Source organism: Nocardia sp. NPDC058666 (assembly GCF_042714895.1).
Lineage (GTDB): Bacteria > Actinomycetota > Actinomycetes > Mycobacteriales > Mycobacteriaceae > Nocardia.
Window position 1 is genome coordinate 150,593 of sequence record NZ_JBHXRY010000007.1, and the last position, 18,154, is coordinate 168,746.

At 69.0% G+C, this 18,154-nt stretch carries 14 protein-coding genes; all 14 read left to right on the forward strand.

From position 1 onward, the window contains the following. The first annotated feature begins 405 nt into the window (after positions 1-405). The 14 genes from mraZ to pgeF all read left to right on the forward strand — a co-directional run bounded on the left by mraZ (position 406) and on the right by pgeF (position 18,121). The gene (mraZ, locus tag ACFWVD_RS18370; protein WP_379244219.1) at positions 406-837 is read left to right on the forward strand and encodes a division/cell wall cluster transcriptional repressor MraZ; all 432 of its coding nucleotides are present in this window, start codon (positions 406-408) and stop codon (positions 835-837) included. A gap of 193 nt (positions 838-1,030) precedes the next feature. Further along, positions 1,031-2,029, forward strand: coding sequence for a 16S rRNA (cytosine(1402)-N(4))-methyltransferase RsmH (gene rsmH, locus ACFWVD_RS18375; protein WP_379244221.1), 999 nt, complete (start codon positions 1,031-1,033; stop codon positions 2,027-2,029). Next, positions 2,026-3,198, forward strand: a complete 1,173-nt coding sequence (locus ACFWVD_RS18380; RefSeq protein ID WP_379244223.1) for a hypothetical protein — start codon at positions 2,026-2,028, stop codon at positions 3,196-3,198. Before rsmH ends, ACFWVD_RS18380 begins: the two co-directional genes overlap by 4 nt. After that, a complete protein-coding gene (locus ACFWVD_RS18385; protein WP_379244225.1) occupies positions 3,195-5,075 on the forward strand; it encodes a peptidoglycan D,D-transpeptidase FtsI family protein in 1,881 nt (626 codons plus the stop codon). Before ACFWVD_RS18380 ends, ACFWVD_RS18385 begins: the two co-directional genes overlap by 4 nt. A gap of 113 nt (positions 5,076-5,188) precedes the next feature. Continuing rightward, positions 5,189-6,778: a UDP-N-acetylmuramoyl-L-alanyl-D-glutamate--2,6-diaminopimelate ligase gene (locus ACFWVD_RS18390; RefSeq protein WP_379244227.1), complete on the forward strand. Its 1,590-nt coding sequence runs from the start codon at positions 5,189-5,191 to the stop codon at positions 6,776-6,778. Continuing rightward, positions 6,775-8,262, forward strand: a complete 1,488-nt coding sequence (murF, locus tag ACFWVD_RS18395; RefSeq protein WP_379244229.1) for a UDP-N-acetylmuramoyl-tripeptide--D-alanyl-D-alanine ligase — start codon at positions 6,775-6,777, stop codon at positions 8,260-8,262. The genes ACFWVD_RS18390 and murF overlap by 4 nt, the downstream gene beginning before the upstream one ends. After that, positions 8,259-9,335, forward strand: coding sequence for a phospho-N-acetylmuramoyl-pentapeptide-transferase (gene mraY, locus ACFWVD_RS18400; RefSeq protein ID WP_379244231.1), 1,077 nt, complete (start codon positions 8,259-8,261; stop codon positions 9,333-9,335). Before murF ends, mraY begins: the two co-directional genes overlap by 4 nt. A gap of 50 nt (positions 9,336-9,385) precedes the next feature. Next, positions 9,386-10,822, forward strand: a complete 1,437-nt coding sequence (murD, locus tag ACFWVD_RS18405) for a UDP-N-acetylmuramoyl-L-alanine--D-glutamate ligase (RefSeq protein WP_379244338.1) — start codon at positions 9,386-9,388, stop codon at positions 10,820-10,822. 174 nt (positions 10,823-10,996) lie between these two features. Further along, entirely contained in the window at positions 10,997-12,364 is a 1,368-nt protein-coding gene (gene ftsW, locus ACFWVD_RS18410; protein ID WP_379244340.1) for a putative lipid II flippase FtsW, read from the forward strand. A gap of 55 nt (positions 12,365-12,419) precedes the next feature. After that, a complete protein-coding gene (murG, locus tag ACFWVD_RS18415) occupies positions 12,420-13,535 on the forward strand; it encodes an undecaprenyldiphospho-muramoylpentapeptide beta-N-acetylglucosaminyltransferase (RefSeq protein WP_379244233.1) in 1,116 nt (371 codons plus the stop codon). Continuing rightward, positions 13,532-15,046 carry a UDP-N-acetylmuramate--L-alanine ligase gene (gene murC, locus ACFWVD_RS18420; RefSeq protein ID WP_379244235.1) on the forward strand — a complete coding sequence of 505 codons (1,515 nt, stop codon included), beginning with the start codon at positions 13,532-13,534 and terminating at the stop codon, positions 15,044-15,046. The genes murG and murC overlap by 4 nt, the downstream gene beginning before the upstream one ends. Beyond that, the gene (locus ACFWVD_RS18425; RefSeq protein WP_379244237.1) at positions 15,043-15,732 is read left to right on the forward strand and encodes a cell division protein FtsQ/DivIB; all 690 of its coding nucleotides are present in this window, start codon (positions 15,043-15,045) and stop codon (positions 15,730-15,732) included. The genes murC and ACFWVD_RS18425 overlap by 4 nt, the downstream gene beginning before the upstream one ends. A 160-nt stretch (positions 15,733-15,892) precedes the next feature. Next, complete coding sequence (ftsZ, locus tag ACFWVD_RS18430) at positions 15,893-17,155, forward strand: cell division protein FtsZ (protein WP_379244239.1); 1,263 nt, start codon at positions 15,893-15,895, stop codon at positions 17,153-17,155. A gap of 234 nt (positions 17,156-17,389) precedes the next feature. Beyond that, on the forward strand, positions 17,390-18,121 hold the full coding sequence (gene pgeF, locus ACFWVD_RS18435; protein ID WP_379244240.1) for a peptidoglycan editing factor PgeF: 732 nt from the start codon (positions 17,390-17,392) through the stop codon (positions 18,119-18,121). The last annotated feature ends 33 nt before the right edge of the window (positions 18,122-18,154 follow it).

Genomic DNA, 18,154 nt, shown 5'->3' on the forward strand with positions numbered 1-18,154 from the left:
GTGGGTGGTTAGAAAAGGATTACCCCCCCCCGCGCCGGCCACAACGGCGGAGCCACCCCCACCACCGGGTGCGGCGCCGCCTTTGTGCGTGCGTGGTGTCGGCAGGGCGTTGCCCCCACCTTCCCCACGGCCCCCCACCCCGCCCCCACGCGATGTCCGAATAGTCGCGTACCTGCGGTGTTTGCTGAACGTTGTCGGAACCGCGGGTTGCCGACCCGCGCGGGTTGCCCGAACTCCCGATAACCACGAATCTCAGTGATAGCTGGGGTGACCTGCGCAATTGCGTTGGCGGGGAGCGAGATCACGCAAGGTTTCGCTGGAAAGTGGGGGAAAGTGGGGTAATGTGGGTCGCGCACTACAGGAGAGGCCTCACGGCGGTGTTAATCCAGTAGGGAGGTGGCCGGGATGTTCCTCGGTACCTACACCCCCCGATTGGACGACAAAGGGCGGCTGACGTTGCCTGCGAAGTTTCGAGACGATCTGGCGGGAGGGTTGATGGTCACGAAAGGCCAAGACCACAGCCTGGCCGTGTATCCCAAAGACGAGTTCACCGCGCTTGCGCGACGAGCCGCGTCGGCGTCCCGAAGCAACCCGCAGGCAAGGGCTTTCGTTCGAGCACTGGCAGCAGGCACCGACGAGCAACGTCCGGACGCACAAGGCCGGATCACGCTGTCGCCCGACCATCGGCGCTATGCGAACCTCTCACGGGATTGCGTGGTCATCGGGTCGGTCGATTTCCTCGAAATATGGGATAAGCAGGCGTGGGAGACCTACCTCGAAGACCACGAGGAGGACTACGCGCAAGCCGGAGACGAGTCGCTGGGCGGAATCTTCTGACCCCGAGCACGCGAGTGCTGCGAGGCCTCTGCCCGGGCGTGGACCCTGACGTACTTCCCCGACGCCAGGTGCCGTGCCCCGGTCAGAGACCTCGAAGCATTCGCGGCAGCTCGTTTCACACACACTCATTCGAAAAACGCCGCGGGGCAAGACGATCCGTCAGCTCAGCGCGGCAGTATCCCGGGAGGTCAAGGTGAGCCATGACGCCGAGAACCCCCGTCATGTGCCGGTCCTGCTCGAGCGCGCCGACGATCTGCTCGGCCCCGCGCTGAGCGAACCGGGCGCGGTCTACTTGGACGCGACGCTCGGATTGGGCGGGCACGCGGAACATTTCCTGCGCACCTACCCCGAAGCACGACTGGTCGGACTCGATCGCGACACCACCGCCTTGCGGCTGGCCGGCGAGCGCCTCGCGCCCTACGCCGACCGGGTCACGCTGGTGCACACCCGCTACGACGGCATCCCCGCGGCGTTGGCCGAGGCGGGCCTGAACGAAATCGGTTCGGTCTCCGCCGTTCTCATGGACCTCGGAGTGTCGTCGATGCAGCTCGACGAAGCCGAACGCGGCTTCGCCTACTCCATCGACGCGCCGCTGGACATGCGAATGGACCCCACCACGGGCCCTACCGCCGCCGACGTGCTCAACACCTACAGCCACGGCGACCTGGCGCGGGTGCTGAAAACCTATGGCGACGAACGGTTCGCGGGCAAGATCGCCTCGGAGGTGCTGCGCAGGCGCGTGGTGAAACCGTTCGCCACCAGCGCCGAACTGGTCGAGGTGCTCTACGCGACCATCCCGGCCGCCGCGCGCCGCACCGGCGGACATCCGGCCAAGCGTTCGTTCCAGGCGCTGCGCGTGGAGGTCAACGGCGAACTCGACTCGCTGCGAGCGGCACTGCCCGCGGCCCTGGATTCACTGCGTGTGGGCGGACGGATCTGCGTCATGTCGTACCAGTCGCTGGAAGATCGGCTGGTCAAACACGAACTCGCACCACGGATCATCTCCCGGTCACCGATGGACCTGCCGGTCGAACTGCCCGGCATGGGACCGGAGTTCACGATGCTCACCCGAGGTGCGGAAAAAGCGACCGATTCCGAGATCGAGGTCAATCCGCGATCCGCACCGGTGCGGATGCGCGCGGCCGAACGTATCGCGGAGAGGTCAGGGAGGACACAGGAGGGGACACGATGAGCGTGCGGAGCAGCACAGTCGCGGTACCGAGCAAGGCGGCTCGCCGCGTGCAAGCGGCACAACGAGTGAAATCCGGTGCGGCACAGCGGGCCTACGCCCGCAAGCGCACCAGGGAACAGCTGCTCGACGGCATCGAACTGCCCGAACGGAACTCGACGATGGCGGGACGGATCCCGTTCGTCACCGCGATCATCGGTCTGCTCGCGTGCGGCCTTGCCCTGACCCTGCTGCTCACCACCCGCGCCGCCGAGGACAGCTACCGGCTCAGCGACACCAGGGCCACCAACCGCAAGCTCGCCGACGAGCGGGCCGCCCTGCAGCGTGAGGTTGCCGGTGCGGAATCTGCCCCCGAATTGGCTTCCCGCGCACGCGAACTCGGCATGATCCCCGCCAAGGACCCGGCCCGCCTGGTGATCGGCGCCGACGGTGAGGTCACGGTGATCGGCGACCCGACGCCGGCTCAGGGTGCACCCGCCCCGCCGCTGAACGCCCCGCCGACCACCACGCCCAACGGTCCGGCACCGGGTCATGCGCAGGCGCAGGGTGAGCGTGTGGTGCCCGTACTGCCGGGCGTGCCGCTGACCAGCCCGGTGGCTCCCAACACGGGTCCCGCAGCAACCGGCGCGAGTCCTGTTATGCCCAGCGGTGTTCCGACACCGGTACCGGCACCCGCGTTGGCCGCACCGACAGCTCCCGCCGCGAACGAACCCCAGGCTCCGGCCGTTCCGCCGCAGCCCGCGGAACAGGCGCCGGCTCCGATCGTCGCTGCCCCGATCGCAGCGCCGGTGCCGGCGAACGGTCAGACTCCGCTGCCCGCGCAGACGCCCGCATCGGCGAATGGTGAAATCCTCGCGCCGGCAGGCCAGCCCGTTCCGGTCGACGGCGGCGCACCGCCGGCCCCGGTGACGGTGCCCGATCGAGCTGAGGCCCCAGCTCAGGGCGAACCTTTTGCCCAGGTCGAAACCCCTTCGCCCACACCAGGCTTCGCACCCGAATCGGGCCTGGCTCCCGAACCGGCCACCCCGGCCGACGTGCCGCTACCCACGCCGGGTGCGGCCCCCGGACCCCGAGCCCCTGTCGCCGGACCGCCGACCACGGTCGCACCCCCTGCCGATGCGGTGCCGAGCGAACAGCCTCAGGTCGTCGAATCGCAGGATGTCCCCCGATGAAACGCAGCGGGCCCGCGTCGCCGAAGCGACGCGGGCCGGTCTCGTCGAGGGCCCGGTCGCTCTCGCCGGACCGGCCCATCCGCCTGCGCCTCGGTGTCGGGCGGGTGGCGCTGTTGTCGACCCTGGCCGTTGTCGCGTTGCAGCTGCTCTACATTCAGAGTTTCGCCTCGCCCGCCCTGTCCGCGCAGTCGGCGGCACAGCGCACCATCAAGGCGACCGAGGCCGCGGTGCGTGGTCCGATCACCGACCGGTACGGCAATCAGCTCGCCTTCACGTTGACCGTGAAATCCCTGACGTTCCAACCGGTTCTGGTGCGTAAGCAGTTGGCCAAGGCCAAGGAGCTCAAGGCCAGCGCGCCCGATCCCGAGCAGCACTTGAAGGACATCGCGAAGTTCATCCACGACAAGCTCGGTGCCATCGCGGGCACGCCCAGCGAGAAGGATCTGCTGGCGAAGCTGAACAGTGAGAAGGGCTTCGAGTACCTGGTCAAGAATGTCGATCCGCGGGTGGCCGCGGAGATCACCGAGAAGTATTCGGTGGTCGGCGCCGAACGTACCGACCGGCGCGAATACCCCGGTGGCTCACTGGCATCCAATGTGATCGGCGCGACGAACTGGGACGGCCAGGGCCACATGGGTCTGGAATCGGCACTGGATTCGGTGCTGTCGGGCACCGACGGTTCGCGCACCTACGACCAGGGTTCCGACGGCGCGGTGATTCCCGGCAGCTATCGCGATCAGCAGCCCGCGGTGAACGGCAACGGCGTGGAGCTCACCCTCGACGCCGATATGCAGTACTACGTGCAGCAGCAGGTCAACCAGGCCAAACAGATGTCGGGCGCGTCCTCGGCCTCGGCGGTGGTCCTGGACGCCAAGACCGGTCAGGTGTTGGCGATGGCCAACGACGGCACCTTCAATGCCGCACTGGGACCTGATGGTTGGACCACCGGCAAGCTGAACAACCCCTCGGTCTCCGAACCTTTCGAGCCCGGCTCGGTCAACAAGATCGTGACCGCCGCCGCCGCCATCGAATACGGCGTGACCACCCCCGACGAGGTGCTGCAGGTCCCCGGCTCGATCCGGATGGCAGGCGTCACCGTCAACGACGCGTGGCAACACGACGTCGCCCCTTACACGACCACCGGCGTGTTCGGAAAGTCCTCCAACGTCGGCACTCTCATGCTCGCGCAGCGGGTGGGCGAGGACCGCTTCGCCGACATGATCACCCGATTCGGCCTGGGCCAACGCACCGGCGTCGGCCTGCCCGGCGAGAGCGGTGGCCAGGTGCCCGCCCGCGACCAGTGGTCCGGCGGTTCCTTCGCCAACCTGCCCATCGGACAGGGTCTTTCGATGACCACCCTGCAGATGGCGGGCATGTTCCAGGCTGTGGCCAACGACGGGCTTCGCATCCCGCCGCGCATCGTCAAGGCCAAGATCGGCCCCGACGGCCACCGCACCGAGGAACTGCAACCCGACGGCGTGCGCGTGGTCAGCCCGCAGACCGCGGCGACCCTGCGGCAGATGTTCCAGGCGACCGTGCAGAAGGACCCGATGGGCGTCCAGATGGGCACCGGCGTACCCGCCGCGATCGAGGGCTACCAGGTGGCGGGCAAGACCGGCACCGCGCAGAAGGTAGACCCCGCGTGTCGGTGCTATTCGACCTCGTCGTACTACATCACCTTCGCCGGGATGGCGCCCGCGGACAACCCCCGCTACGTGATCGGCATGATGCTCGACGCGCCCGTGCGCAGCTCCGACGGCTCGGGTGGTGGATCGGCCGCACCGCTGTTCCACAGCATCGCCTCGTGGGCCCTGCAACGCGACCGGGTGCCACCGTCGCCCGAACCCGCGCAGTTGGTGCTGGAAGCCGGGTCATAGCGGGTGCGGTTCGCCCGCTGAAACTCAACCCACGTTGTCCGTCCGACACCGCGCGTCGGTAACCTGACTGCTCGTCTCGCCCACGCGCTCGATCACTCTCAGAGAGGAGCCTTGTGCCCGCGCAGTCCAGCCCGCACGCGCTCCGGCCAACCACTGCGCTGTCGACCCCGCTGCAGGCGCTGCTGCACCTCACCGGTGCCACGTCGGCGACGCCGGTATCGGGTGACGTGACGGTCACCGGCATCGAACAACGCTCCAACGCGGTGCGCCCCGGCGACCTGTTCGTCGGTCTGCCCGGCGCGAACTCGCACGGTGCCCGTTTCGCCGCCGACGCGATCGCCGCGGGCGCGGTGGCCGTGTTCACCGATGCCGCGGGCGCCGCGCTGATCGGTGACGTGGCTGTCCCCGTGCTGGTGCGCGAACAGCCCCGCGCGGTGCTGGGCGAACTCTCTGCCGAGATCTACGGCCATCCGAGCGACAAGCTGCGCATCATCGGCATCACCGGCACTTCCGGCAAGACCACCACCTCGTACCTGGTCGAAGCGGGTCTGGTCGCGGCCGGCCTGTCCACCGGCCTGATCGGCACGATCGAGACCCGCATCGGCGGCCGACGTGTGCCCAGTGCGCTCACCACTCCCGAGGCGCCGCAGTTGCACGCGATGTTCGCCGCGATGGTCGAGCAGGGTGTCGACGCGGTCGTGATGGAGGTGTCCAGCCACGCGCTGGCACTGGGCCGGGTCGACGGGGTGCGGTTCGCGGTCGGCGCGTTCACCAACCTGTCCCAGGATCACCTGGATTTCCACAAAGACTTCGAGGACTACTTCGCCGCGAAACGTCGACTGTTCGACGCGGATTCGCCGATCGCCGCGCGCACCGCGGTGATCTGCGTCGACGACGAGTGGGGCACCCGCCTGGCGGGCGACCTGGTCGACCCGATCACCGTGTCGACCACCGGCACTGCCACCTGGTCCGTGGTCGGCGAGATCAAAACCACCGGCGGCGAACAGGAATTCACCGCCGCGACCCCCGACGGCGACCTCACGGTGCGCCTGCGCCTGCCCGGCCGCTACAACGTCGCCAACGCCCTGCTGGCCGTGGCAACCTGCGCCGCGGCAGGCGTGGACCCCGCGATCGCGGCACCCGCGCTGGCCGTGGTCGACGTGCCCGGCCGGATGCAGCGCGTGGAACACGGCCAGGACTTCCTCGCCGTGGTCGATTACGCGCACAAGCCCGCCGCCATCGAATCCGTGGTGACCACCCTGCGCGGTCACCTCGACGAGGCAGGCACCGGCAGGCTGGCCGTCGTACTCGGCGCCGGCGGCGACCGCGACATGGCCAAACGCCCGCTCATGGGCGCCGCGGCGGCGCGCGCGGACCTGCTCATCGTCACCGACGACAACCCGCGCACCGAGGACCCGGCGGCCATCAGAGCCGCCGTGGTGGCCGGCGCCCACGACATCCCCGACACCGACCGCGGCGAGATCCGCGAGATCGGCGACCGCGCAAAAGCCATTGCCGCCGCGGTGAACTGGGCGCGCGCGGGCGACGTCGTGCTCGTGGCGGGTAAGGGTCACGAGTCGGGCCAGGAGATCAAGGGTGTCAAGCAGCCGTTCGACGACCGCGAGGTGGTCGCCGCGGCGCTGGATGCCCTGCGGACACAACAGAGTCCGCGTGCGGACTCGGAGGATTTGACGGTTTCATGATCGAGATGACACTGCGGGAGATCGCGGACGTAGTCGGCGGACAGCTGCACGACGTACCCGACCCCCAGGCACTGGTGACCGGCTCGGTCGAATTCGATTCGCGCCGAATCGGTTCCGGCGATCTGTTCCTCGCGCTACCGGGCGCCAACTCCGACGGGCACGACTACGCGGCCACCGCGATCGCCGCCGGTGCGGTCGCGGTCCTGGCGGCCCGACCGGTCGGCGTGCCGGCGATCGTGGTCGCCCCCGAACTCGGTTCGGTCCCGGCCACTTCGGTGGCGCTGAGCCACGACGGCGACGGTTCCGGCGCCGCGGTACTGGCAGCGCTTGCCGAACTGGCCCGCGTCAGCACGCAACGCCTGGCGCAGCGCACCGGACTCACCGTCGTGGGCGTCACCGGATCCTCAGGCAAGACCTCGACCAAGGATCTGCTCGCCGCGGTGCTCGCACCGCTGGGTGCGGTCGTCGCGCCGCCCGGCTCGTTCAACAACGAACTGGGCCACCCCTGGACCGCCCTGCGCGCAGGCGCGGAAACCCGGTTCCTGGCACTGGAACTGTCCGCGCGCGGCCGCGGCCACATCGCCGCACTGGCCCGCATCGCACCCCCGCGCATCGGCGTCGTGCTCAATGTCGGCACCGCCCACCTCGGCGAATTCGGCAGCCGCGAAGCCATCGCGCAGGCCAAGGGCGAACTCGTGGAAGCCCTGCCCGCCGAAGGCCTGGCGGTGCTCAACGCCGACGACCCGAACGTGGCCGCCATGGCCTCGCGCACCAAGGCCCGCGTGGTCACGGTCGGCCTGTCCGGCGACGCCGACATCCGCGCCACGAACGTGACGACCGACGGCCAGGCCCGCGCCCATTTCACGATGCACGCGAACGGCGAGTCGATCCCGGTGCAGCTCGCGGTCAGCGGCGAACACCAGGTCGGCAACGCACTGGCCGCCGCGGCCGTGGCCCTGGAATGCGGCGCCGACCTCGAGACCGTGGCCACGGCACTGGCGGGCGCGACCGCGGCCTCGGTGCGCCGCATGGACGTCACGACCACCCCCGACGGCGTCACCGTCATCAACGACTCCTACAACGCCAACCCCGACTCGGTGCGCGCGGCGCTCAAAGCGCTGGTCACCATGGCCAAACCGGCCAACCGGCGCAGCTGGGCCGTACTGGGCGAGATGGGCGAACTGGGCGACACCTCGGTGATCGAACACGACGCGATCGGACGCCTGGCCGTACGCCTTGATGTCGACCGGTTGATCGTGGTCGGCACCGGACGACCCTCCCACGGCTTGCACCAGGGAGCGGTAATGGAAGGCTCTTGGGGCGAGGAATCGATCCTCGTTCCCGATATCGACGCGGCGATCGCGCTGCTCGACGACGAGATCGCCCCCGGCGATGTGGTACTGGTCAAGGCGTCGAAGGCGGTCGGCCTCTGGGTCGTCGCCGAGCACCTGACCGGGGCAGCGGAAGGTAACAAAGCTCGATGAGGCAAATCTTGTTCGCGGCGGGGATCGCACTGGCGGTGTCGATCCTGTTGACGCCGTTGCTGGTTCGGGTTTTCGCCAAACAGGGCTTCGGCCAGGAGATCCGGGTCGACGGCCCGGCCAGCCACCAGGCCAAGCGCGGCACCCCCACCATGGGCGGCGTCGCCATCCTGATCGGCATGTGGGCGGGCTACCTGGGCTCGCACCTGATCGGCATCGGCTACGACGCCGAAGGTCCCACCGCGTCGGGTCTGCTCGTGCTCGGCCTGACCACCGCGCTGGGCATCGTCGGCTTCCTCGACGACTTCATCAAACTGCGCAAGCAGCGCAACCTCGGGCTGTCGGCCGCGGGCAAGTACATCGGGCAAACCGCCGCCGCGGTCATCTTCGCGGTGCTGGTGTTGCAGTTCCGCAACACCGACGGCCTTGCCCCCGCCAGCCAGCACCTGTCGTATGTGCGCGACTGGAACACCGTCTCCATGGGTGCGGTCGTTTTCGTCATCTGGGTGCTGCTGCTGGTCGTGGCCTGGTCCAACGCGGTCAATCTGACCGATGGACTCGACGGTCTCGCGGCGGGTTCGATGAGCCTGCTGCTGGGTGCCTACGTGATCATCACCTTCTGGCAGTTCCGCAACGCCTGCGCCACCAGCCCCGAAGCCGGCTGCTACAACGTGCGCGACCCCCTCGACCTGGCGCTGGTCTGTGCCGCCGCGGCCGCCGCGTGCATCGGCTTCCTCTGGTGGAACGCCGCGCCCGCGCGGATCTTCATGGGCGACACCGGTTCGCTGGCGCTGGGTGGCCTGATCGCCGGTCTGTCGGTCACCACTCGCACCGAACTGCTGATGGCCGTGATCGGCGCGTTGTTCGTCGCCGAGGCGGCGTCGGTGGTGCTGCAGGTCGTGGTGTACCGCACCACCCGCAATCGCCTGTTCAAGATGGCGCCGTTCCACCATCACTTCGAGTTGAGTAAGTGGGCCGAAACCACGGTGATCATCCGGTTCTGGATATTGGCGGGCATCTCCGCCGCAGTGGGTCTGGGCCTGTTCTATAGCGAATATCTGTCACAGGTCGGGTGAATCGAAACATGGTCGAACACTCGCCCCGCGCCCTGCGTTCCCCGGGCCCCATGCTGGAATTCCTGCGTGGCCGTGACGTTCTCGTGGCCGGTTGGGGCGTCTCCGGACGCTCGCTGATCGAACCGCTGCGCGATATCGGCGCGCACCCCGTGGTCACCGACAACGGCGCCAAGGCCCTGGCCGAAGCCGCCGAACTCGGCCTCGAGATCGCGCCCAGCGTCGAACTCGAGAAAGCCGACCTGAGCCGCTTCGCGCTGGTGATCACCAGCCCCGGCTGGCGACCGGATTCGCCGGTGCTGGTCTCCGCGGTCACCGAGGGCGTGCCCGTGTGGGGCGACGTCGAATTCGCGTGGTGGGTCGATCAGGCCCGCATCTACGGCCCCGTCCGCAAGTGGCTGGTGGTCACCGGCACCAACGGCAAGACCACCACCACCCAGATGACGCACTCGATCCTGCGCGCCGCCGGCATCCCCAGCGTGGCCTGCGGCAATATCGGCCTGCCGATCCTGGACGCGCTGCGCCGCAACCCCGGTCCGCAGGTGCTGGCCGTGGAACTGTCCTCGTTCCAGCTGCACTGGGCGCCGTCGGTGCGACCCGAAGCGGGCGTGGTGCTCAACGTCGCCGAGGATCACCTGGATTGGCACGGCGGCCTCGACGCCTACGCCGCCGCGAAAGCGCGCGCGCTGACCGGTCGCGTCGGCGTGGTCGGCCTCGACGACCCGGTCGCGGGCTCGCTGGCCCGAAAGGCCAAGGCGCGCCGCACCGTCGGTTTCCGCATCGGCGTCCCCGCCGACGGCGAACTCGGCGTGGTCGACGGCAAGCTGCTGGACCGCGCCTTCACCAAGGCCGCGATCCTGGCCGAGACCAGCGACATCAGCCCACCAGGACCCGCCGGCATCGCCGACGCACTGGCCGCGTCCGCGCTGACCAGGGCCATCGACGTGGCCCCGCAGTTCGTCAAAGAGGGCCTGGCCGAACACAAAGTGGGCCCGCACCGCACCGCGTTCGTGCGCGAACTGGGCGGCGTGGAATTCATCGACGATTCCAAGGCCACCAACCCGCACGCCGCCCGCGCCGCGATCATGGCGCACCCGCAGGTGGTCTGGGTGGCGGGCGGTCTGCTCAAGGGCGCGAGCGTGGACGACCTGATCGAGGAGATCGGCGACCGACTGGTCGGCGCGGTCCTTTTCGGGGCCGACGCGCCGGTGATCGCCGCCGCGATGGCGCGACACGCACCCGAAGTCCCGGTCATCGAGCTGGATGCGGGAGACGATGCAGACATGGAGTCGTCCCGATCCCAGCGAGCCGAAGCGGTCATGGGCCGCGCGGTGCGCGCCGCGGCAGGCCTGGCAGGCCCCGGCGACACCGTTCTGCTCGCCCCGGCCGCGGCGTCTTTGGACATGTACGACGACTACACCCACCGCGGACGCTGTTTCGTGGATGCGGTGACGGCACTGGAAGACGGTGACATCGGGCGGGCGCTGTGACCACACCGCGCCGAGCCCAGAACTCACCGCCCACAAGGGGGCAGCGTGGCTGACAGCCGAGGCAGCGCGGGGACCACGCGGGCCCAGCCGAGTACGAGTCGAGCGGACAAGGGCGCCGGACCGTCGCGCCGCTCCGGCACGCCGAACTGGGCGGGGGAGCGCTTCGGCGCGTGGCTGGCGCGGCCACTGGCGTCGTTCCACCTGATCGTCACCATCGCCACCCTGCTCACCGTGCTCGGTCTGGTGATGGTGTTGTCGGCGTCGAGCGTGGAGTCCTATGCCGACGGGGAGTCGGCCTACGCGCTGTTCATCCAGCAGGCCATGTTCGCCGCGCTGGGTGCGGTCGCGTTCTATGTGGCGTTGCGGTTGCCGTTGCGGTTCCTGCGGCAGTGGTCGTTTCCGATCTTCAGCATCTCGGTGCTCGCGCTGGTGCTGGTGCTGATCCCCGGCATCGGGACGAAGGTCGGTGGGGCGCGCCGCTGGTTCGACATCGGGCCGCTGTCGATCCAGCCGTCGGAATTGGTCAAGGTGACCCTGATCGTGTGGGGCGCGCACCTGCTCGCGTCGCGTCGCGGCGGCCAGCTCAAAGACATCCTGGTGCCGCTGGTGCCCGCCGGTCTGCTGGTGTGTCTGCTGGTGGTGCTCGAGCCGAACCTGTCGACCACCATCGCGCTGGGCATCGTGCTGATGGCGCTGCTGTGGTTCGGTGGGCTGCCCGTGCGGTTGTTCGTGGCGATCGTGGCCACCGGCACGGTCGCGGCGGCGGTGCTCGCGGTGTCGGCCGGGTATCGCTCCGACCGCGTGCGCGCGTTCTTCAATCCCGGCGACGATCCACTCGGCGCCAATTACCAGGCGCTGCAAGCCAAGTACTCCCTGGCCGACGGCGGCATTCTCGGCCGGGGTCTTGGCCAGAGTCGCGCCAAGTGGAGCTACCTGCCCAACTCGCACAACGACTTCATCTTCGCCATCATCGGCGAGGAACTGGGCTTCCTCGGCTGCATGGTGGTGCTGGCGCTGCTGGCCCTGTTCGTCTACACGGGCATTCGCATCGCGCTGCGCGCGGTGGACCCGTTCCTTCGCCTGCTCACCGCCACCGCCACCACCTGGATCACCGCGCAGGCACTGATCAACATCGGCTACGTCGTCGGTCTGCTGCCGGTGACCGGTCTGCAGCTGCCGCTGGTGTCCGCGGGTGGTTCGTCGCTGGCGATCACGCTGTTCATGTTCGGCATCATCGCCAGCGCCGCCCGGCACGAACCAGAAGCGGTGTCGGCGTTGAAAGCCGGTCAGGACGGTCGACTCAGTCGACTGCTGCGCCTGCCGGTGCCGGAGGTGTACACCCCGCCCGTGCGCAAACCCGCGCCGCGCAAACCCGAACGCCCACGTCAGCCGCCCCGTCGCGAGCCCGCCCCGCAGCGCAGGCGACGCGCACCCGAAAGTCGCGGCACGAGTTCGCTACGGTCGACTAGAGCATGGGAGCCGACCTACCCGATGCCACACCGCCCGGTGAAACGGCAGACCGGCGGAGGTAGCGGAGCGTGAGCACGCGGGCCTTCGTGAACCGGGCACATCGAGACAGAGAACGAGGTATATCCAGGTGAGTAACCCGCGATCCGGGTTGTCGGTGATCGTCGCAGGCGGAGGAACCGCAGGCCACATCGAACCCGCGTTGGCAGTGGCCGACGCGCTGCGCAGACTCGACGATTCGATCCGGGTCACCGCCTTGGGTACCGAACGTGGACTCGAGACGAAACTGGTGCCCGAACGCGGGTACCCCCTCGAACTGATCCCACCGGTGCCGTTGCCGCGCAAACCCTCCGCGGACCTTTTGCGCCTGCCCGGCCGGGTTTTGGCCTCGGTGAAGGCGACCAGGGCCGTCATCGACGACGTGCAGGCCGATGTGATCATCGGCTTCGGCGGCTACGTCGCTCTGCCCGCGTACCTGGCCGCACGCGGTGGACTGTTCGGCCGCAAACGCAAGGTTCCGGTGATCGTGCACGAGGCCAACGCCAAGGCAGGCATCGCCAACAAGGTCGGTGCTCGCCTTGCCACGAAAGTGCTTGCCGCCGTCCCCGATTCAGGGCTGGCCGGTGCGCAGGTCGTCGGCATTCCGGTCCGCGCCTCCATCACCGAGCTCGACCGTGGTGCCCTGCGCGCGGAAGCTCGCGCGCACTTCGGGCTGCCCGCGCAGGGCCCGGTGCTGCTGGTGTTCGGTGGTTCGCAGGGTGCACGCAGTCTCAACGAGGCCATCTCCGGTGCCGCACCGCAACTCGCGGCCGCGGGCGTTTCGGTGCTGCACGCGCACGGCCCCAAGAACAGCGTCGAGGTGAGTACCGCCGACGCACCCGCACCGTATGTCGCGGTGCCGTATCTGTCGCGGATGGACCTGGCGTACGCCGCCGCCGACGCGGTGGTGTGCCGGTCCGGTGCGATGACCGTGGCCGAGGTGTCCGCGGTCGGGTTGCCCGCGTTCTACGTGCCGCTGCCGCACGGCAACGGCGAACAGGAATTCAACGCCAGACCAGTGGTCGCCCAAGGTGGTGGCACAATCGTGGCCGATGCCGAACTGACTCCGAAATATGTGATCGATGAGGTGATTCCGCTGCTGCTGGACCCCGCCGCACTCGCGCAGATGGGCCGCGCCGCCGCAGGCGCGGGCCATCGCGATGCTGCCGACACCGTCGCCAGGATCGTCACCGAGGTGGCCCGATGAGCGAGCAGAGCGGCACGATCGGCGAGTCCACCGGCACGGCCCTGCCACCCGAACTCGAACGCGTGCACATGGTCGGAATCGGCGGTGCGGGCATGTCCGGCATCGCGCGGATCCTGCTGTCGCGCGGCGGCCAGGTCTCCGGTTCCGATGCCCGCGAAAGCCGCGGCGTGCTGTCGCTGCGGGCCCGCGGCGCGCAGGTGCGCATCGGCCACGCCGCCGACGCGCTGGACCTGCTGCCCGGCGGCCCGACCGTGGTGGTCACCACCTACGCCGCCATCCCGAAGACCAATCCCGAACTGGTCGAAGCGAACCGGCGCGACATCCCCGTGCTGATGCGCCCGACCGTGCTCGCGGCGCTGATGCGCGGGCACAAGACCCTGCTGGTGTCGGGCACCCACGGCAAGACCTCCACCACCTCGATGCTGATCGTCACCCTGCAGCACTGCGGCGCCGACCCGTCGTTCGCCGTGGGCGGCGAGCTCAACGAGGCGGGCACCAACGCCCACCACGGCAGCGGCGACATCTTCGTGGCCGAGGCCGACGAGTCCGACGGCTCACTGCTGCAATACGACCCCGACGTCGCCGTGGTCACCAATATCGAATCCGATCACCTGGACTACTTCGGCACCGACGAGGCCTACATCCAGGTCTTCGACGACTTCGCCGACCGTCTCGCCCCCGGCGGACTGCTGGTGGTGTGCCTCGACGATCCCGGTTCGCTGGCCTTGGCGCAGCGCGTGGCACCGCGTTTGCGAGAACGCGGCATCGACGTGCTCGGTTACGGCTCCGGCGATCTCACCGACGCCCCTGTGACCGTCGGTGCGCGCCTGCTGGACTGGCAACCGCGCGACGTCGGCGGCATCGTGGAATTCCAGCTCGACGGCGAAACCGTGCCGCGCTCGCTGCGCCTGTCGGTGCCCGGCAGGCACATGGCGCTGAACGCACTGGCCGCGCTGCTGGCCGCGCGCGCCACCGGCGCCGACATCGACGAGATCGTCCAGGGACTGGAGGGTTTCGGTGGCGTGCACCGCCGGTTCCAGTTCACCGGCCGGGAGAACGGCGTGCGCGTGTTCGACGACTACGCCCATCACCCCACCGAGGTGCGCGCGGTGCTCGAAGCCGCCGCCCAGCTGGTCGCCCAGGAGGCGCGCGACGGTGCCCGCACCACCAGGGGCCGAGTGATCGTGGTGTTCCAACCGCACCTGTACAGCCGCACCGCCACCTTCGCCACCGAGTTCGGCACCGCGCTGAGCCTGGCCGACGAGGTGGTCGTGCTCGACGTCTACGGCGCCCGCGAAGACCCGCTGCCCGGCGTCAACGGCGCGCTGGTGGCCGGGTCGGTGACCAAACCCGTGCACTACCAGCCGGATATGTCCAAGGTCGGCAAGCAGGTCGCGGGCCTGGCGCACGACGGCGACGTCGTGATCACCATGGGCGCGGGCGATGTCACGATGCTGGGCACCCAGATTCTCGACAGCCTGCGCGCCAGGCCGCAGCAGGGCGGCCGATGAGATTGCCGATGCCCGCCGCGCGCGGGTGGCACGGCTACCGCCTGTGGACGGTGGTCGCGATGCTGGTGGTGAGCCTGCTGGTGGCGTTGGCCTGGTTCACCCCCGCGCTGTCGGTGCGCACCGTGCGCATCGACGGACTGTCGGCGGTGCCCGACGCCGAGGTGCGTGGTCGCCTCGAAATCCCGGACGGCCGTTCGATGTTGCGCATCGACACCACCGCGATCGCGCAGCGCGTGGCCGCGATCCCGAAAGTCCGATCTGTCCGGGTGCAGCGTAAATTCCCCTCGACAGTGCTGGTCACCGTCGAGGAGCGCACCGCGGTGGTGTACTTCGACGCAGGCGACGGCGCGCACCTGATCGACACCGACGGTGTCGAATTCGCGATCGAACCCGAGGCGCCGATCGGGGTTCCGATGCTGCTGTCGGAGGGCTCGTTCACCGGGCCCGCGGCCACCCGGGCGGCGGTGGATGTGCTGGTCACCCTGCCGCCCGCGCTGTCGGTGCAGGTGGGTGAGGTTGTCGCACGGTCGATTTCGGACGTCTCACTGCGCCTTCGCGACGGGAGACAGGTAGTGTGGGGCGGCACGGGCGATGGCGAGCGCAAAGCCGCCGTCGTGTTGCCGCTGCTGACCCGTGAGGGGACCGTGTTCGACGTATCGAGTCCGAATCTGGTCACGGTAAAGTGAGCGACATTCTTTGTGGCACAAGATTCTGGCTCTTGCCTCGGCGCGCCTGCGCCGGGATCGCAGTGGCTGCGAATAGCGTTCCGCAGCAGTCGGATACTTGACATAACGCCAACCCTATGGTTGAGGTTGAGGGTTTTAGATCGAAGGAAGGCGAGAGCCCATGACGCCCCCGCACAACTACCTTGCGGTGATCAAGGTCGTCGGTATCGGCGGCGGCGGCGTGAACGCCGTCAACCGAATGATCGAACAGGGACTCAAGGGAGTCGAGTTCATCGCGGTCAATACCGACGCGCAAGCCCTGCTGATGAGCGACGCCGACGTCAAACTCGACGTCGGTCGTGAACTCACCCGAGGCCTCGGCGCCGGAGCCGATCCGGAAGTCGGCCGCAAGGCCGCAGAGGACCACAAGGACGAGATCGAGGAGGTGCTCAAGGGCGCCGACATGGTCTTCGTCACCGCGGGCGAAGGTGGTGGCACCGGAACCGGCGGCGCCCCTGTCGTCGCCAGCATCGCCCGCAAGCTGGGGGCGTTGACTATAGGAGTCGTCACCCGGCCGTTTTCCTTCGAAGGAAAACGTCGCGGGAACCAGGCCGAAGTGGGCATCAACCTGCTTCGCGAGTCGTGCGACACCCTCATCGTCATTCCGAACGACCGGCTGCTGCAGCTGGGCGACGCGGCGGTGAGTCTGATGGACGCCTTCCGCTCCGCGGATGAGGTGCTGCTCAACGGTGTTCAGGGCATTACCGACCTGATCACCACCCCGGGCTTGATCAACGTCGACTTCGCCGACGTGAAGTCCGTGATGTCGGGTGCCGGTTCGGCCCTGATGGGCATCGGCTCCGCACGCGGTGAGGGTCGATCGGTGAAAGCCGCCGAGACAGCGATCAACTCGCCGCTGCTCGAGGCCTCCATGGACGGCGCGCACGGCGTGCTGCTGTCGATCGCGGGCGGGTCCGATCTGGGCCTGTTCGAGATCAACGAGGCCGCCTCGCTGGTGCAGGAGGCCGCGCACATCGAGGCCAACATCATCTTCGGTACGGTCATCGACGATTCGCTGGGCGACGAGGTGCGTGTCACCGTCATCGCCGCGGGATTCGACGGTGGGGGACCGGCGCGCCGCAGTTCCGAGAACAACACGGCCACCACGAGCCGGACCACGTCCGGCCCGATCGGGTCCAGCAGTGCGGGGTCCATCGGCCAGGGGCGTACCCCCGACGCGCCGTCGCGTCCCGTCGAGCCCGCCACGGCCGGGGTGTCCGGTGGCCGGGCCGCGGCACCGAACTACCGCGATACCGAGCGCTACCGGGAGTCCGAGCGCGCACGGGTCACCGAGCGGGCGATGAACGAGGTCAACAACTCGGTGCCGCGTGACGACGGCGACGATGACGACGACATCGACATCCCGATCTTCATGCGTCGATAGTTTTTCGCACCACCGACAGCGCCTGAACTCCACTGTGAGTTCGGGCGCTTTCGCGTGTGCGGGGAGTGGTAGCTGACGTCGAGCCATCGCGGTTGCACGTGTGGCGCCGCGACCCACGGGCGCGTAGCGACGCGCGGGCTGCGTCGTGACGCGCGCGGCGTGGTCCTGGGAGGGTTGCCCACGTCACCCCGCGCGGTGACCAGGTGACCTGCCCACCGCACTACCCTGGCAACCATGACTTCCGCACCTCCTACCGTGAACGTCCGCCGGGTGACCACCACCCGCGCCGGCGGTTTCTCCGCCGCGCCCTACGAATCGTTCAACCTGGGCGACCACGTCGGAGACGATCCGGAAGCCGTGCGCCGCAACCGAATTCGGCTCGCCGAGGGCATCGGCCTCGCGCCGGACCGCCTGGTGTGGATGGAACAGGTGCACGGGCGCAATATCGAGATCGTCGACGGACCGCGCGACGAGCCGGTCCCGGTGACCGACGCGCTGGTCACCACGGTGCCCGGCCTGGCGCTGGTGGTCCTCACCGCCGACTGTGTGCCGATCCTGCTGTCCGACGACGAGGCGGGCGTGATCGCCGCCGTCCACGCGGGCCGTATCGGCGCCCGCATCGGCATCGTCCCGCGCGTGCTCGAGGCGATGGTCTCGGTCGGTGCCCGCATCGACCGCATCGGTGCCTTCCTCGGCCCGGCGGCGTCAGGTCGCCAGTACGAGGTCCCCGCCGCCATGCGGGCCGACGTGGAAGCCCACCTGCCCGGCAGCGCCACCACCACCGTCCGCAAGACCCCAGGCCTGGACCTGCGCGCGGGCATCCGCAGACAGCTCACCGAAGCGGGCGTGTCCGGTGTCGCGACCGACCCCCGCTGCACCATCGAGGACAAAACCCTGTTCAGCCACCGCCGCGGCGCCCCCACCGGCCGCATCGCCGGCGTGATCTGGATGGAAACCAACGCATGAGCCCGGATACTGCCCGCCCGGATTCTGCCCGCA

Excerpts from the sequence above, each read along its gene's own strand:
- mraZ (WP_379244219.1), top strand. The coding sequence starts at position 406 with ATGTTCCTCGGTACCTACACCCCCCGATTGGACGACAAAGGGCGGCTG.
- pgeF (WP_379244240.1), top strand. The coding sequence starts at position 17,390 with ATGACTTCCGCACCTCCTACCGTGAACGTCCGCCGGGTGACCACCACC.
- ftsZ (WP_379244239.1), top strand. The coding sequence starts at position 15,893 with ATGACGCCCCCGCACAACTACCTTGCGGTGATCAAGGTCGTCGGTATC.
- mraY (WP_379244231.1), top strand. The coding sequence starts at position 8,259 with ATGAGGCAAATCTTGTTCGCGGCGGGGATCGCACTGGCGGTGTCGATC.
- ACFWVD_RS18425 (WP_379244237.1), top strand. The coding sequence starts at position 15,043 with ATGAGATTGCCGATGCCCGCCGCGCGCGGGTGGCACGGCTACCGCCTG.
- murD (WP_379244338.1), top strand. The coding sequence starts at position 9,386 with ATGCTGGAATTCCTGCGTGGCCGTGACGTTCTCGTGGCCGGTTGGGGC.
- ACFWVD_RS18385 (WP_379244225.1), top strand. The coding sequence starts at position 3,195 with ATGAAACGCAGCGGGCCCGCGTCGCCGAAGCGACGCGGGCCGGTCTCG.
- murC (WP_379244235.1), top strand. The coding sequence starts at position 13,532 with ATGAGCGAGCAGAGCGGCACGATCGGCGAGTCCACCGGCACGGCCCTG.
- murF (WP_379244229.1), top strand. The coding sequence starts at position 6,775 with ATGATCGAGATGACACTGCGGGAGATCGCGGACGTAGTCGGCGGACAG.
- ACFWVD_RS18380 (WP_379244223.1), top strand. The coding sequence starts at position 2,026 with ATGAGCGTGCGGAGCAGCACAGTCGCGGTACCGAGCAAGGCGGCTCGC.